The sequence below is a fragment of the Streptomyces sp. VTCC 41912 genome (assembly GCF_045799175.1).
Taxonomy (GTDB): Bacteria; Actinomycetota; Actinomycetes; order Streptomycetales; family Streptomycetaceae; genus Streptomyces; species Streptomyces albulus_C.
On record NZ_JBJMAB010000008.1, the window covers coordinates 1 to 14821 of the forward strand.

Here is a 14821-nt window from a genome sequence, read left to right on the forward strand (position 1 = left end):
ATCAGCCACTGGTTCACGCCCTGCCCCCTTCTTCGGTCTGGCGGGTGGCGCGGCCGATGGCGATCGTGGTGACCGTTTTCCCCATGGCGAAGAGCAAGCGGGAGGGCATTCACTTGGTGGGTAAGTTCGTGGCGCGTTCCGAGGTGGATCTGCTCGGCGTCCGCAACTCCGGTGCGAAGCCGATCGACGAGGTCAAGGCGAAGCTTGCCGCCCTGGGCCTGTCTCTTTAGGGACAGCCCGCCCGGAATCGCCCCGACCGCCGCTGCCGACGCCGGGTTCGCCGAGACCGAACAGGACGGAACCGGGGCGACGGCTTCAGCCCGCGCCTCGTACGGCGCCCGCCCGGCCGACCAGAGATCACATGTGGGCCGCCTGATATAGCCCCAGGAGAACGACGGAGTCGTTGTTGCTGGAGACGCCGGCGGCCCGCACTCGGAGATGAATGCGGGCCGAAGTGTGTCCCTTCGCCGCGTGCGGCGAGGGTACCTTCCGATGTAGGCGATTACCTCGGAAGGAGCACACCCGAATTATGGCGCAGTGGTCCGAGTACACGACAGGGGAGCGCATCAAGCTCCTGCGCGGCCGGGATATCCGGCAAACCGATCTGGCGGAGATGACCGGCCTCTCGGTCGCGACGATCCAGGCGGCCGGGCAAGACAAAACCCTCAGTCTGCAAACGCTGTTGGCGCTCGCTGATGCCCTCCAGACGGATACGAGCGTGATCCTGGGGCAGCAGGAGCCGCGCCGGCAGATGGACCGGGGCGACCGGGCGGTCATGCGGGCGTTGTCGCTGGCGGTGCACGACACGGCGGCTGGTGTCTTTGCCGGCGTCGAAGCGCCCCCGATGCTTGCAGAGTTGAAGGAGGCGACGGCCCGGTGCTGGGGGTTGTACTGGAAGGGCCGTTACACCGAGGCCGGTGCGATGGCCGCCCCGTTCGTCACGGCGGCGGCTGCCGCCGTGCATGACCGGGCAGTAGGTGATCAGGCGGCAGCCCTGGGGGCGTTGAGCGACGCGTACCGGATCGCGGGCTACGTGGCGAACCTGCTGGGCAACCGCGACCTTGCGTACGCTGCGATCGGCCATGCGCAGGCGACCGCGGAGAGGGCCAGTGACGATCTTCGGCTCGCGCTGGTGATGTCTGGCCGCTCGTGGGTGTACCTGCGAGATGCGCGCCTGACGGAGGCATTGACCCTGGCGGAGAAGGCCGCCGTCACCATTGAACCCCGCTTCTCGACGGCGACGGCGGAAGAGCTCACCGTCTACGGCAGCCACATCAACTTCGCTGCCGTGGTCGCCTCCCGCATGGGGAACAAGGATCGGGTCGGGGACTATCTGAGCCAGTCCCACGCCGCCGGGGCGCGGATGGGGGGCGAGCACCGTGCCCACGGAACCCTGTTCGGGCCGGTCACGGCGACAACTCAGGCCGTTGGCATCAACGTTGCGCTCGGGCAGGCGGGCAAGGCTCTTCGTCTGGCCGAGTCCATCGGTGATCTCTCGCAGCTCACTCCGGCGGCGCGGAACCGGTATGCGATGGACAAGGCGATGGCTCAGGCTGACGCGAAGCTGTGGGATGCGAGCCTGGAGACCCTGGAAGGCGCGCTGCGAGCGGCTCCGGAGTGGGGGCGGCACCAGGCCCTCCCGGGGGTGATCGTTCAGAAGGTCGGGAGGGCGTCCACGGCGCGTCTGCGGCGTGTTTCCGAGCTGATCGGGGTGCGGCACGGGGCCGACGGTTTCGCGCCCGCCACGGCCCGCACGGCGCTGTGACCGGCATGAGGCATACGACTTTCGGTAGTTGACGCCTCAACGCTCGTATCAGGGGTACGAGTTCGGGTTTTGCGAGTTCCCGAACTCGTACGCCGCCCGGCTTCGCTTATACCGTCTGTAGCGAGACGGTTACCGGCATGACCAGCGAATCTCCTCGCCGCGTGCCGGTCGCTCTCTACATCACCACCGACCATGACGCGGCCGAACTCCCCGCCGACTACTGCCGCCAGTTCGCTGGCGCCCGCGACTGGGACGTCATCGACACCGTCACGGACGCCGACAGGCAGCTCCCGCTGACGTCGCGCCCCGGCTGGACCCGCATCCTCGAACTTCTCGCCGCCGGCACCGTCGGTGCCGTCGTCACCTATTCGGCGCAGATGATCGCCGAATCGGGGGCCGACTTCGAAGGCGCCCGCAGCCTGTTGCAGGGGTACGACGCCTTTCTGAGCGTCGCGCGGTCCACGAACGGCACGCCGACGCCCCCGAGCCGTCATACCCCGGCCCAAGCAGCACGCCGTCGTGACGTCGCCGACGCCGCCGCGGGCTACGAGGGATGCGGCGCAGAGTGGGGAGCACTGCAATGACCACTTCGCAGCTCGAAGTCGGCGACCTGGTCCACGACTCTGACCGCGACGCCAAGGCGGTCGTCACCGACATCTCCCGCGGTCGGCCCGTCCTGCGGAAGCTGTTCGGCGGCGGGGAGTCCTGGATCCCGACGGACCTCACGAAGATCAAAATTGAGGCCAGGCGGGGCGCCTGGAGGCTTTCGTGACTTCCATCTTGCACCGCCGCCCCACGGACAGTCCGTACCCGCCGGGGACGATCGTCTACGACATCGTCGCCGGGGACGTCGGCAGGATCGCCGACCCCGACGCCTACCCGGCCGGCTGCATCGGCTGCAACTGCACCTTGGTCGTCCCGCTCGCCGGGAGCGCCCCGGCGTGGCAGGCCGAGCCGGGCGCCTTGCGGACCGCGGCCACCGACGAGATCGAGGCCGCCCTCGCCAAGGGGTGCGGCCGGTGACCGCCACGAGCCGGCCCGAGGTCGGCGACCTCGTCGTCCAGGTCATGACCGACAGCAGATGGGTGTGCTCCGACATCCACGGCACCACAACGAACCAGCTGGTGTGGCTGCTGCTGCCGCTCCACGGCAGCAGCAAGAAGCACTTGCGCGTCGATCACGTCGACATCGTGTCGTACGCAGTCGAAGCGCGCCGCGGCGAATGGGTCCGATCGTGAGCGCCGGCATCCACGCCCGGCCACCGGCACCCCGCGGTGAAAGCCTATGGCGGCCGCTTACACTCCTCGCCCTCGTCGGCCTCGGGCCGCCCGCCGCGATCGTATTCGGCGCCGTGGATGCCCACGCCGCGCCCGTCGGGATCTCGATCCCCGACAGGCTCTCCGAAGGCGTCAGCGGCCCCCACACGGATCCGCCGCACTCGTGCCGCTGCGGGCCCCGTCCCAGCCCCTAGACCCCGGTGGTGGCGCCGTTCCGCGCTCTGGTCGCGCTACCACCGGCCCGCTCGCTCCGCGGCCTGGCCCTCCCCCTGGTGCAGCCGGGCTCAAGAGCTCCGCCGGTGGCCTGCCCGAGTTGGCCCCTCAGGCAGGCCCCCGACCCCCCGACCCCGACGGCCGTTGGGCAGCACCATCCCCAGCCCCCGCCGGCTTTCCACCACCGTCCCACCCTCTCGGGCCGCTCCCACGCCCGCCCGCACGGTGGGGCGGACACCACCCCGTCGCAAACGCGACGGGACCGTTCGAGGGCGCGGGGGCTCCAGCCGCCGGCACCTCGAACTCCCAACTGAAAACCCCAGTTGGCCGAACTACCCCGCGCGGGTATGTGCTCGAATCCGCGCGGTGGGGCACCCAGCGGACGCAGCCGCATCCGCTGACGCACTGGATAGGAGGAAGTAATGCAGCAGAATCCCACTCCCACGCCGACCCCGGAGAAGAGTGCCGGCCTTCTGATCGCGGCCCGGAAGATCGCTGCCGCTCGTGTCCGTACCGAGCAGCCGTCGGACAACACCGGCGGCCGGTCGGACATGAACGACTGAGAGAGGCCACGACACCACGATGATTGACGCCGCTTCGTGGGCGGCGCGTCTGGGCGGGGAGACGTTCCTCGCCCAGACGCTTTTCCGCTCCCACACGATCATCAAAGGCAACGCCGACGCCTTCGCCGGACTGCTGTCCTGGGACGACCTCAACGCCCTCATCGCGTCCCGGCGCCTCGAACCTCCGCGGCTGCGGCTCTCCAGAGACGGCGTGGAGGTGCCACTGCACCGGTACACGCTCCCTGTCACCACCCGCCGCGCGGTGTCCTGGCGACGTCTCGAACCCGCTGCCTTCCACGAGTGTCTTGCCGACGGCTCCTCGCTTGTCGTGGACTCCGTTGATGACATGCACGATCCGCTTCGCCAGGCTGCCGAAGGGTTGGAGCGGTTCACCGGCACGACGGTTCAGGTCAACGTCTACGCGTCGTGGACCGCGCAAGAGGGCTTCGGTATCCACTGGGACGATCACGACGTGGTCGTTCTCCAGCTGTACGGTGCGAAGCGCTGGCGCCTGTACGGGCCGACCCGGCAGGCGCCGGCATGGCGCGACACCGAAGTATCACCAGAGCCCGAAGGCGATCCCCTAGCCGACGAAGTCCTGACCGCTGGCGACATGCTGTACCTGCCCCGCGGCTGGTGGCATTCGGTCTCCGCCGACCAGGGAACCTCCTCCCTGCACCTGACTTTCGGCCTGGGCACACAGACCGGCGCCGACTTCCTGAACTGGGCCGTGGACCAACTGAGGTCCGACCTGGCGCTGCGCCTGGACGTCCCCCGCTTCGCGCCGGCCGAAGAGCAGGCGGCCTACGTCGCCACCCTCCGCACGGAACTCGCCGGTCTGCTCAATGAACCCCGGATCATCGAGCGTTGGGCGACGTCGATCGACACCACCCATCCCGGGCGACTTCGCCCTTCCCTGCCCTACGTGAGCGACCTGCCGCCGAACCCGGCGATCTGCGTGCGACTCACCTGTCCACGCGCCCACCTCGGCCGCAACGGCGACGTCGTCACCTTGTCGGCAGCCGGCACCGCCTGGGACTTCGCCGCCCCCGCCCACCCCATCCTCAGCGCCCTCCTACCGGGACGCCCCGTCACCCTCGCAGAGCTCGCCGAGCGGGCATCACTGCCCCTGACGGACGTGGCCACGCTCGTCTCCACCCTGGTGCAAGGGCAGGCCGCCACCGTCGTGGAGGTCGCACTGTGACCGCCGCCCTGGGACTTGGCACCTACCGCGTGCGCAACGTCGAACAGGCCGCGCGCACCGCATGCGCGGCCGGCACCGCATGGGTGGACACCGCACCGAACTACGACCACGGCCGCGCACACCACGCCCTGCGGCCCGTGCTCGCCGAGCACCCCGGCGTGAAGGTGGCGACGAAGACCGGGTTCCTCACCCGCGAGGAGGGGCAGGCCGCCAAGGATGCCGGCATCCTCTCGGACGAGGAGATCGCGAGCGGACACAGCCTCACGCCCGACTTCGTTCGCTGGCAAACAGCCCGCACACTCACCCAACTAGGCCGCGCCGACGTGGTGTTCGTCCACAACCCCGAGCGTGCCGGAGCCGACCGTGAAGACGTCCACGCAGCCCTGCGGGGCGCCTTCACCGCGCTGGAGGAGTACGCCCACCGTGGCCGCATCGGCGGCTACGGCGTGACCACCTGGTCCGGCTTCGACTCCGGAGCCTTCACAGTCCCCGAGCTCCTGGCCCTGGCCCGCGAAGCGGCCGGCTCCAGCCACCACCACCTCACCGCCGTGCAGCTCCCCGTCTCCCTGGTCATGTCCCGGCCGCTCACCCTCGCGCTCGACGGCCGCGGCCCCCTCGTCCAGGCCCGCGCCCGGGGACTGCTGACCTTCGGCTCCGCCCCCCTGCACGGCGGCGAACTCCCCCCACTCATCACCCCGGAGCTCGCCGAGTTCATCCGCCCCGGACTCTCCGCGGCCGCCGCCTGCCTCCTGGCCGCGGGCTCCTGCCCCAGCCTCGACGTAGTCCTCACCTCCGTCAGCACTCCAACCCACTGGCGTGAAGCAGCCGCCGCGCTCGCCCTACCTTTGGACGGCCGCCAACTCAGAGAGGTCACCGATGTACTCGCCGAAGGATGACGCCACCCGCGACCGCATGACCCAAGCACACGAGCGGGCAGCCCAAGCGCTCGGCGTCGCCTGCCCCGGCCCCGCGGCCTGGGGATGGGAAGGCCGCACCATCGGCCGCCCCTGCGGCACCACCTGGCTACGCGTCGCCGCCGGCCCTGACCGGCCCGACCGCGACCCGGCCGGCCACGGCATCGCCACCGCCGAACAACTCCTTCCCGACGACGTACCTCGCCCCCGCCTGCATGCCCTCACCGAGTGGACCCAAGACGGCTACCGCTACGAGGCCGAACTCATCACCCGCATCACCACACCCGTGATCTCCCCGGACCGCCCCGACATCGACCACGACCCCAAACTCCCCGAACACTGGTGGACCGGCCTGCGCCGAGCTCTGGACACGATCGCCAAGACCGACCAGGCTCCCCGCACCACCATCCGAGAATCCTGGATCGAGCGGAACTTTCCCCGCTACCTGGGCATCTCGGCCCCCGCGACCGTCGCGCGCGTCACCGGTCACGCCGATATCCAATGGGCGAACCTGACCGGTGATCCGTTGACGCTCCTGGACTGGGAACGGTGGGGCGCTGTACCCGTCGGCTACGACGCCGGCGTCCTCATCGCCAACAGCCTCCGAGTCCCGGCCCTGGCCGAGCGAGCACGCGCCGAGTTCGCCGACATCCTCTCCACCCCCGCCGGCCGCATCGGTGAACTCATCGCCCTCGCCGAGATGCTGCAAGCCGTCGGCCGCGGCTGGTACCCCGAGCTCGCGCCGCTCCTGGCCGAGCGGGCCGCCCACCTCACCGGCGTACGGCCCCCCACGCCTTGACGTCTCGCTGCGGGTTCTGCCGATCGGTCGCCGAGCAGCGGCAGACCCACCGTTGGTGGTGCAGCAACGCTCAGTGCAACGCGCTGCGGGCGGAGACGGGTTACTGGGTGCGGCTGGGGCCCAAGGCGAAGACATGGCAACCGGAGCCGGAGCCGGAGCCGGAGGAGGAAGACTGACGCGGCGCCCGCCCCGCGTCCAGAATGAGCAGCTGCCGCTCCCTCGCTGGGGCCCGGCGTCAGGTTGGTGACTGGGAGAGGCACCTGTGCCCTGCTGGGCTCCGGCGGGGCACAGGTGCGTTCGACGTCAGCGGTGCAGCAGGCAGTCCACCGGGTAGGCGGTGAGGATCTCGTCGAGCTCCTCATCCGACAGGACCGACGTCCAGATTAGGCAGCCCGGGCCGTGACGCCACTGGCTGCCTTCGGCCTTGCAGGGGGCGGTGGGAGTGTCACCGTCGCAGCCGTGCGGAAACGCGTTTACGACCGGCTCCCCTCGAGGATCGCGGCGGCGGTCATCCCCCCGACGCCGGCCAACTTTCGCGGCCGTACCGCGCGCCCCGGAAGAACGCGGCGACCGCGCCGAAGCGGCCCCGCTCGACGTCCGGACGGCGTTTCATGCGGCCACCTCGGCAGACTTCGAAGCATCGATGATCTTGTCAACGAGATCGAGAGCCGACGCGATCTGAGGGGCGCGCTCGGCCCCGCGGCGCCGACCTCTTCGGCGCCGGTGCCGGCTGCGGCGCATCCGGCTCGTGCTCAGCGACCACCCATTTCAGCCTCGGCTGTGGGGCCGCGGCCTTGGCCGGGTTCTCCCGGCCGAGCTCGGCGAAGACGGCCGCGGTGGCGGTCCGGTCCCACCCCCGGCGCGAAGTCTGCACTCACGACAGCGCCCCTGGGCCGTAGACGCCGGTGGGACTTCGGTCGAGGATCTTGCGGGCGTTCCGCTTGCCCGCGCGGCCCAGCGTTGTACTCCTCACGCTCCGCGGCCGCGGTCGTGATCTCCTGCACTGTGGGGCCGTCGTCGCATTCCGGTCCAGCGACGACCAGCGGCGTGTCATCAGCGACAGCTTCCTGATGGTGGAAGACGCTGGCGAGCATGCGCTCAAGTCGGCGCAGTGCGCGGCTGCATAATGGCAGTCCCAGTCTCTGCGGGAGCTACGCCCACGAGGTGCGCATCCGCGGCCTCGGCATCCTCCTCGACACGGAGGAGTTCAAGAACTGCTGTGATTGAAGGGGGTGTTGAGGGAGGAGATTCCGGGACCGTATCTGGGCAGAGTGACCTGACTGCCGCATAGTCCATCCCGGGGGATCTGTGAGTCCACACCAAAAGAAGCAGATCGCGAAGGCGATCAAGCAGGCCGAAGCCGCGGGCTTCAAGGTTGAGGAGAAGCACAGCGGCCACACCTGGGGCATCATCATCTGCTGCAACTGTGGTGAGCGAGACCGTATCTTCTGTACCCCTCGTGACGCCGATGTCGCCGCGAAGCGGATCGACGAGTTCGTACGCAAGCACCAGCGCGCCCACGCCTGATGAGAAGGAGCACGCCATGACTACCGCGGTGGAGTGGGAGTTCACCCTGATTCTGGACCGGACTCTGAGCGAAGAGGACACCCGGGCCTTTGACGAGTTGGGCGAAGATCTCGGTGACCCCGACAACGGGTCGCTGTCGTGCACCTTCGGCGGCCCCGGGCCGTCCTCGTCGCACTGCTTCACCCCCGGCATTTCCCTCTTCGACGCCGCCTCGCGCGCCGCCCACGCCATCTATCAACACACCGGCGCCCGCGCTGTCCGCATCGAAGTGGACGAAGCCCACCGGCAGTCCCTCGAAGGGCTCGCCAGCGTCGCATAGCCCCCGACGTCAAACGCCCTCTCGGACCAAGCCGACGGGGCGCACCCATGCCCGCAGCGGAAAGGCCCCTCCGTGACTACCCCCAAGGCCGAAGTCACCGTCAGAACCAAGGACGGCTCCACGGTCACCGTCACCCGCGCCGACGTGGCCACCGCAGCACTCGACGCCCCTGAGTACACCGCCTTCGGCCGCAACGACTTCTGGGTCGTGGTCCACATCGGCGGCCGCCTGATACCTGCTCTGCCCCTCATGCGCGCCATCGTCGATGATTACACCGGCAACACCAACGACGCCGAGAAGAAGCTTCACGAGCTGGGATTCCGCATCTTCGTCACCCGCCTCTTCGACAGCGCCGGCAACCCCGTCCGGCTGCGCCAGGACCAAACCAACGGCGCGACCCCGTGAGCCGTTGCGCCTGGGCCTCTTCTGCGCGTCGGGGCGTGACGACGTCCCTCCACCCCGCCGTGCTGCGACTGGTCAAAGGTGGGTGCCGGGAGTAGCTCGGAGGGCCAGAATCAGCTCGCCGAGTGGCTGACGGTCACGCTCTGTGGAGTGGAGTTGAACAGGAATCGGCTGGAGTCGACGACGCCGAGGCGTATTGCCCGGCTGGTGAGGTCGGCGGTTACTGACCTTGGAGGCGGGTTGTCGTAGGGGCTGACGAACGGTGATCGTCGCGCTATGCCGGTTGTACGAGGTATCCGCAGGGTGGGGGTCTGACCCCCAGAACGCGCGAGCGGCTTCGGTCGCCATGTGAGCCAAAGACCGGCCTGGGGAGCCCTCCGGCCGGCACTGCCGGATCTGTCAGATCGGACGCCCCAGGGTTACCAGGGCGCCTTCAGGTAGGCCGCCCTTCAGGAGCGGGAAGCCCCTCTCCGGATCCTGAAGGATGCCGCCTCCGTCTCGCGGCCAGCACTGTGGGTCACGGATCGCGACCCCAACGTAGGCACGGCCAGGCGCATCGTCCCAGGTGGGGTCCAGGACCGTCCCATCCGGTCGAACGCACCAGGCGTGCGCGAGGGGGAATTCAACGCCGTACGGGAGGGCGTAGCCCTCGGCGTAGACCAGGCATGTGTGCCGGTGTTCGAGTGCGTACTGGGCAGCGTTGCTGTAGCAGTACCGGTCCGGCATGCCGACCAAGTCTGACGGGGGCGGGGTTGCGGTGAAGCGACGGCCGTGGCTGAGCAGGAGGTGGTACTGGGTCGGGAAGACCCAGTTCCCCGTCATGTAGTTGCCCTCGGAAAGCCTCGCGACCTCTCGGAGGTAGGAGACGACCGCTTCCTCGCAGAGGAGGTCGGTGATGGGTGTGGTCATGAAGCGAGGGTCCTCCGAGGGGCCGATCAGCCAAGCCTAGGCGAACCGTGCAGCTGTGGACATGCCTTCATCCAGTTAGGGCGTAGCACCTTCGAGGAGCGGCTCTGCCTGGGCACCGTGGGCTGGTTGTCGGCGGCTACACGGTCCCGACTGGACGACTTTGATCGCCGAGGACACCGATGCGGACGCGCAGAGCGCGGGCTGCGGGGCATCCTCTCACCGAGCCGAAGGTGGATCCCTGCGTGCTGGGCTGGACAGCCTGCTGGCAGAGGTGAACAGGCTCCAGTTGCCACCGGAGCCGTTCGTGGACGCGTCGGAGAAGCTGGTGGCGTGGCGGTTTGGCGGGCGCGGACGGTGAAGGAGTGCCCCTCAGACATGCGGGCAGTGGTAGCGCGTGGCTCCAGAGCTGGCGACCTATTGGACTGTGACGGAAACTTCCACGCCGGCATCCGTAAGGCAGGCCGTTACAGCGGAGAGATCGGGGATCACCACGTCGGCTGAGGGTGCCAGGTCGCGGGCACTGTGCGTGGTGGTGACGGCCACCGTCCGCATGCCAGCAGCGCGGGCTGCTTCGAGACCAGCGGGCGCGTCCTCGAAGGCGATGCAGCGCTCAGGGGCGACATCGAGGAGTCGGGCAGCGGCCAGGAAGGGCTCCGGATGTGGCTTGTGGTTCGTGATGTCGTCGACCGTCACAAGATGCGTCGGCTCGACGCCCACAGCGGCCAGGCGTGCGCCGGCGATACGACGGGTTCCTGAGGTCACCACCGCCCAACGGTGCGGGGGAAGCGACGCAAGCAACTTCTGCGCGCCCGGCACAGCAACCACTCCTCCGTTGGCCGCATCGTCGACCTCCGCCTGCTGCAGCGCGGCCAGTGCCGAAGGCACCCGCTCGGGCGGCAGCAGATCCGCGACGATGGCTGCTGCTGGCCGGCCGTGTGGCTGGACCGCCAGGACCTCCGCTGGCGTGAGACCGTGGTCGGCTGCCCAGCGAATCCAACAGCGGGAGACGGACGCCAGTGAAGAAACCAACGTTTCATCGCTGTCGAATAGGAGAGCATCGACCGAAAACCTCATGTCCATCGAGGTTACCGGTCCGTCGCAGTTCGAGCGACAGGAGAAAAACGAGCCCAGATGGTCGTCAACTCGCAGGTCAGTGCGGGGGAAGCGTGTTTTGATCACGACTTCGATGAGGCGTATCGCACACTTTTCCTCAACGAGGGGAGGGTTAGGCGTCGTTGGTGGGCGGTAATCCTGCAGTTCCCGGGCCTGACGCCACGTTGTGTGACGAATGGTGTGCAGTGGCGTTCGTGATCGGCCGCTGCTTGTGTGCCCTATGCTCGTGATCTGCTCGGGACGAAGATTCTTTTACTTGTCGGCGGCGGGCCGGAGGCTCGAACTGTCGGCGCTGTATTCCGTGTAACGGCAGCCTTGGGCTTGGAGAGGTGCAGCGATGAGGGCCGGACTGCTGCGGTTTAGGCGCGATGAAATGCGATACCTGCGTCGGGATTGTGAGCGGAAACTGGCGGATCTGCCGGTCCCCTCTCCGTTCAGCCTTTCCGGGATGGTTGCTGAGATGGAGAGAGCGCGAGGCTGCCGAATCCATCTTGTTCCGGTGGCTGACCCACGAGGTGATACGCGCACTGCCTGCGCACTCCGTGTCACTGTCGAGCAGAAGAACACGACGTTCATTCTTTACCGCCCGCGTCCCACGCCTAATCAGACTGAGCACGCGATATTCCATGAGTTGGCGCACCTCTGGCTCGGGCACGGAAGGTCTCTGTCACAGGCGCAGGAGCGGGAGCTGCTCGCACCGTTGTTCCGTGACTTCATCGCCGAGCACCGACATGGGGGGACTGTTCAGGCGCGCACGTACTACGCCACCCAGGAGGAGCGTCAAGCCGAACTGTCGGCCTCGCTCATCAAGAGCATGGCTTGGCGTCGGCAGCCCGTTGGGACGGATCTCATCAGCATGGTCGAGGCCAGCCTTACTCACCCGTTGGCCTCTCTGCGCCGTCGGCAGGGATGACAGGCCGTGCAGACCATCATGTTCGCCATCGCCGTGGCGATGAGCGTTGTGGCCCTGTGGCGCCTGCCGGGGGCACGCCATGGAGATCCGCTTCGACGGACATTGTGGGGTTGTAGCACTGGTTTCGCCATAGCGTTGTGGTCCCGGTATCCCCCTGTGAGGGAAGCGATCGGTGCGCTCGGCATCGTCGATCTCGACGCGTTGGTGAAGTACCTGATCTCGATCGCCGCGGCACTCTCGATGGCGAATTACTCGGTGACTGGCTATCTGTTGGCCGGCGATCAGACACCTCGTCACATTGCCATTTCGCGAAGGGTGGCGCACTTCGCGCAACGATCCACCTTCGTCGTGGTGCCGCTGATGGTGGCACTGTTCTTCTTCGTCATCGATCGCAGTCGGCCCAGTCATGACTTCGCCTATGAACATGCGGGGGAGTGGCCCGCGGCGCTGTTCATGTCTTGCTTCTATCTTTATCTCGGAGCCTCGGCGTGGACCGTCGCCTATCAGTGGACCCACGTGAGCCGCCGGGCGGATTCCCGGGTCTTTCGCATCGGGCTGGCGTTGGGGGCTGCCGCTGCTTGGCTCTATGCCACATACGCAGCGGTGCGTTTCGCGTACATGTGGACTGCGATGTTCCTTGCTGTTCCGGCGACGCTCACTCGGGCGGTCGAGAATCTGAGTGATGCGCTCAACCTGCTGGTCGCGCTCCTCTTCTTGACGGGAGCGAGCCTTCCCACCACCAATGTCGTCGCGGAACGCGGTCGGACATGGCGATGCCTTTGGCGCCTCCATTCTCTTCGGCGTGATCTGTTGACCGCTTTCCCGGAAGTCGCTCTTCAGCAGGTTCGTTCGCGTATCAGGGAATTGACGCGCCTGTCGCCGCCTATGGACGTACGACTCGACAGGTGGACCCAGGAGATCGGTGACGCCGTCGATATCCTGCGCCACCACGCGACCGACGACCTGTGGGCTGTCGCGGAGCGGGAAGGGCTCTGGTACTCCGATCCGGAGCCGGCTGCCGAGGCACTCTGGGTCAAAGGCGCCCTGGAGTCGGCGCGGCAGTCGTGCGGAGCGACTATTCCAGTCCGGCCCCTGCCCGACAAACCTTTCGCTACGAGCCAGGGGGAAGCCTTCTGGCTGGTTCGGGTCCAGGCGGTGTACGCGAAGATCAGTCCTCAGCAGGTGCGGAGGCTGTGTGCCACCGCCGGCTACCCGTGTGCAGGTGAGGCGGTCCGTTGTCCGGTGCACGCTGGTGAGCCTGCCGACACCCGCTGACCGGTGCTTCGCGGTGACCGGTTCCTGGTGAGGGACGGCGACTCAAGGCGCCTACGCGGCGGAGTCGGGACCCTGCTTGTCCTGCTCCTCGACCGCACTCTCGTGCCGTAGGAGGACCTCACTGAGAGTGGCCAGCATCTCGGAGGAGATCCCTCTGGTGGCACCGCGGGCCGCCACGCTGACGCCCTCGCTGCGGAGAAGGTTGAGGAAATCCAGGCGGTCGAGGATCTGCTGTTCGATCTCCTCGCTTGAGGCGAAGAAGAAGGGTTTGACGTCGAAGGCGTCCCCGAGGCCGTGGTGCAGACTGTCCGGCGGCAGCGCGGCCTGTACTCGGGTGGCCGTCTCCGAGTCCGTCCGGAGTGCTTCGACGGCCGCCGCGTTCATGGCGGTGAAGCCAGCTCGGTGGTTGATCGCGTCAGCGAGCTGCTGGTCCGAGAGGGCCTTGCTGTGTTTGAGAAGGTAGGTGATCTTCTCGCCGAGGGTCCGGGGAGCCGGTTCGGCCGGCGCGGGATCGCTGGCAGGCGATCCGAACGACCGGTCCTGAGCCGCGAGGACATCGTCCGGACTCACTCCGAAGAGATCCGCCAGAGGCTGCACGTAGGTGTGGTTCAGTCTGCGCTTGGAGGATTCGGCGTTCCCCAGCGGGACGCGGCTGATGCCGAGTTCTTCTGCCGCCTGTGCCTGCGTGAAGCCGGCATCGCACCGCAGGTCTTTGAGATCAGGGGGTCCCAGTCGCGGGAAGAGGGCGTCCAGGCTCTGTCCGAGGGCGCGTGCGACGGCCGGAAACCGTTCCGGGGGAGGAGCGCTCTTCCCCGCCTCCCACTCGCTGACCGGGGTCTTGCTTAGCCCGAGTCCCGCGCCGAGCTCGCTCTGGGTGAGGTTGGCCGCCCGTCGTGCGGCGAAGAGCCGCCGTCCGTCGAACTGGCGAACCGGCACAGGGCTGCTCCTCGGTGGTGGGTGTCGGATGCCAGGCAGTCTACCGCCCGACTTGATGCGCTCGTCTACCTGGCGTAGGTTTTCGCATCGCGGCGGCGTGAACCTTCGCCTGTCGTGGCGAGCGGTGCTGTCGGCGGATTCGGCGATGACTGCTCGCGCACCGACGAGGACCCGTTCCGCCCCTGGAGACCCGATGAGCTTCGCAAGACGCCTTCTCACGGGCAGCTCGGCCTCCGTGAGGCGATTGTCCCCGCGACGCCGGCCGCGGTCGCCGGCTCGTCTGCGGGGTCGGCAAGCGCTGTGGGGGAGGCCCAGAGCCAGCGCTGGATCTTGCCGCAGCCTCCGCATATGTTCGTCGTCCCTCGACGGGACTTGCCCGGTCCAGCGGCCATGAGGAGTGACGTGCCAACACCAAGTGCCTGATCTCCGGCGGGAGAAGAAACGGCGCCCAGAAGTTGCAGCTTCCGGGCGCCAAGACCGCCCCTCAAAGTAGGGCGGATTCATAACCGGGATGAGTCGGCTGACCTTTTCGACGAGAACGGCCGACCACCCCACCTACGAGTGAGGAATTCTCGCATGTCCAAGTACCGGAGCGAAACCGCCGTCGGCGCCCCGCCCAGCGGCACCATCCGGCACGTTTCCCGCTCTCGGCGGGACCGACTGATGACCGCGCTCGCCGACCTCGTGCCTCG

17 protein-coding genes and 1 pseudogene are annotated in these 14821 nt (G+C 68.0%); 15 read left to right on the forward strand and 3 right to left on the reverse strand.

Features of this window, described 5'->3' with window-relative positions; translation table 11 throughout:
• Nucleotides 1-95: 95 nt before the first annotated feature.
• From ACJ6WD_RS14025 to ACJ6WD_RS14090, 14 genes and pseudogenes are all read left to right on the forward strand, one after another.
• Nucleotides 96-381: pseudogene (locus tag ACJ6WD_RS14025) on the forward strand (DNA-directed RNA polymerase subunit alpha C-terminal domain-containing protein); the annotation flags it as partial.
• A 148-nt stretch (nucleotides 382-529) separates the two neighbouring features.
• Nucleotides 530-1765 carry a helix-turn-helix domain-containing protein gene (locus ACJ6WD_RS14030; RefSeq protein ID WP_407615875.1) on the forward strand — a complete coding sequence of 412 codons (1236 nt, stop codon included), beginning with the start codon at nucleotides 530-532 and terminating at the stop codon, nucleotides 1763-1765.
• 137 nt (nucleotides 1766-1902) lie between these two features.
• Complete coding sequence (locus ACJ6WD_RS14035; protein ID WP_376554977.1) at nucleotides 1903-2349, forward strand: hypothetical protein; 447 nt, start codon at nucleotides 1903-1905, stop codon at nucleotides 2347-2349.
• Nucleotides 2346-2537 (forward strand): hypothetical protein, encoded by a 192-nt coding sequence (locus tag ACJ6WD_RS14040; protein WP_376554975.1) that lies wholly within the window; start codon nucleotides 2346-2348, stop codon nucleotides 2535-2537. Before ACJ6WD_RS14035 ends, ACJ6WD_RS14040 begins: the two co-directional genes overlap by 4 nt.
• Complete coding sequence (locus ACJ6WD_RS14045; RefSeq protein ID WP_407615876.1) at nucleotides 2534-2788, forward strand: hypothetical protein; 255 nt, start codon at nucleotides 2534-2536, stop codon at nucleotides 2786-2788. Before ACJ6WD_RS14040 ends, ACJ6WD_RS14045 begins: the two co-directional genes overlap by 4 nt.
• The gene (locus ACJ6WD_RS14050; protein WP_407615877.1) at nucleotides 2785-3003 is read left to right on the forward strand and encodes a hypothetical protein; all 219 of its coding nucleotides are present in this window, start codon (nucleotides 2785-2787) and stop codon (nucleotides 3001-3003) included. Before ACJ6WD_RS14045 ends, ACJ6WD_RS14050 begins: the two co-directional genes overlap by 4 nt.
• Nucleotides 3004-3677: 674 nt before the next feature.
• Complete coding sequence (locus ACJ6WD_RS14055) at nucleotides 3678-3818, forward strand: hypothetical protein (protein ID WP_376554967.1); 141 nt, start codon at nucleotides 3678-3680, stop codon at nucleotides 3816-3818.
• 19 nt (nucleotides 3819-3837) lie between these two features.
• Nucleotides 3838-5022: a cupin domain-containing protein gene (locus ACJ6WD_RS14060; RefSeq protein WP_407615878.1), complete on the forward strand. Its 1185-nt coding sequence runs from the start codon at nucleotides 3838-3840 to the stop codon at nucleotides 5020-5022.
• On the forward strand, nucleotides 5019-5918 hold the full coding sequence (locus tag ACJ6WD_RS14065; RefSeq protein WP_407615879.1) for an aldo/keto reductase: 900 nt from the start codon (nucleotides 5019-5021) through the stop codon (nucleotides 5916-5918). Before ACJ6WD_RS14060 ends, ACJ6WD_RS14065 begins: the two co-directional genes overlap by 4 nt.
• Nucleotides 5919-5934: 16 nt before the next feature.
• Nucleotides 5935-6735, forward strand: a complete 801-nt coding sequence (locus tag ACJ6WD_RS14070) for a hypothetical protein (RefSeq protein ID WP_376554958.1) — start codon at nucleotides 5935-5937, stop codon at nucleotides 6733-6735.
• 1092 nt (nucleotides 6736-7827) lie between these two features.
• Nucleotides 7828-7962 (forward strand): hypothetical protein, encoded by a 135-nt coding sequence (locus ACJ6WD_RS14075; RefSeq protein ID WP_376554955.1) that lies wholly within the window; start codon nucleotides 7828-7830, stop codon nucleotides 7960-7962.
• 81 nt (nucleotides 7963-8043) lie between these two features.
• The gene (locus tag ACJ6WD_RS14080; protein WP_376554953.1) at nucleotides 8044-8262 is read left to right on the forward strand and encodes a hypothetical protein; all 219 of its coding nucleotides are present in this window, start codon (nucleotides 8044-8046) and stop codon (nucleotides 8260-8262) included.
• A gap of 16 nt (nucleotides 8263-8278) precedes the next feature.
• The gene (locus ACJ6WD_RS14085) at nucleotides 8279-8581 is read left to right on the forward strand and encodes a hypothetical protein (RefSeq protein WP_376554950.1); all 303 of its coding nucleotides are present in this window, start codon (nucleotides 8279-8281) and stop codon (nucleotides 8579-8581) included.
• A gap of 72 nt (nucleotides 8582-8653) precedes the next feature.
• Nucleotides 8654-8986 (forward strand): hypothetical protein, encoded by a 333-nt coding sequence (locus ACJ6WD_RS14090; protein ID WP_376554947.1) that lies wholly within the window; start codon nucleotides 8654-8656, stop codon nucleotides 8984-8986.
• Between the two features lie 396 nt (nucleotides 8987-9382).
• Here the strand turns inward: ACJ6WD_RS14090 and ACJ6WD_RS14095 are convergent, their stop codons facing one another.
• Together ACJ6WD_RS14095 and ACJ6WD_RS14100 are read right to left on the reverse strand one after the other, a co-directional pair.
• A complete protein-coding gene (locus ACJ6WD_RS14095) occupies nucleotides 9383-9892 on the reverse strand; it encodes a hypothetical protein (RefSeq protein ID WP_376554944.1) in 510 nt (169 codons plus the stop codon).
• A gap of 414 nt (nucleotides 9893-10306) precedes the next feature.
• Nucleotides 10307-10966, reverse strand: a complete 660-nt coding sequence (locus ACJ6WD_RS14100) for an HAD-IA family hydrolase (RefSeq protein WP_376554941.1) — start codon at nucleotides 10964-10966, stop codon at nucleotides 10307-10309.
• Nucleotides 10967-11924: 958 nt separating this feature from the next.
• On the opposite strand from ACJ6WD_RS14100, the gene ACJ6WD_RS14105 reads away from it, so the two are divergent.
• Nucleotides 11925-13193, forward strand: coding sequence for an MAB_1171c family putative transporter (locus ACJ6WD_RS14105; RefSeq protein ID WP_376554938.1), 1269 nt, complete (start codon nucleotides 11925-11927; stop codon nucleotides 13191-13193).
• 51 nt (nucleotides 13194-13244) lie between these two features.
• On the opposite strand, the gene ACJ6WD_RS14110 is transcribed toward ACJ6WD_RS14105, so the two are convergent.
• On the reverse strand, nucleotides 13245-14129 hold the full coding sequence (locus tag ACJ6WD_RS14110; RefSeq protein WP_376554935.1) for a helix-turn-helix domain-containing protein: 885 nt from the start codon (nucleotides 14127-14129) through the stop codon (nucleotides 13245-13247).
• Between the last annotated feature and the right edge of the window lie 692 nt (nucleotides 14130-14821).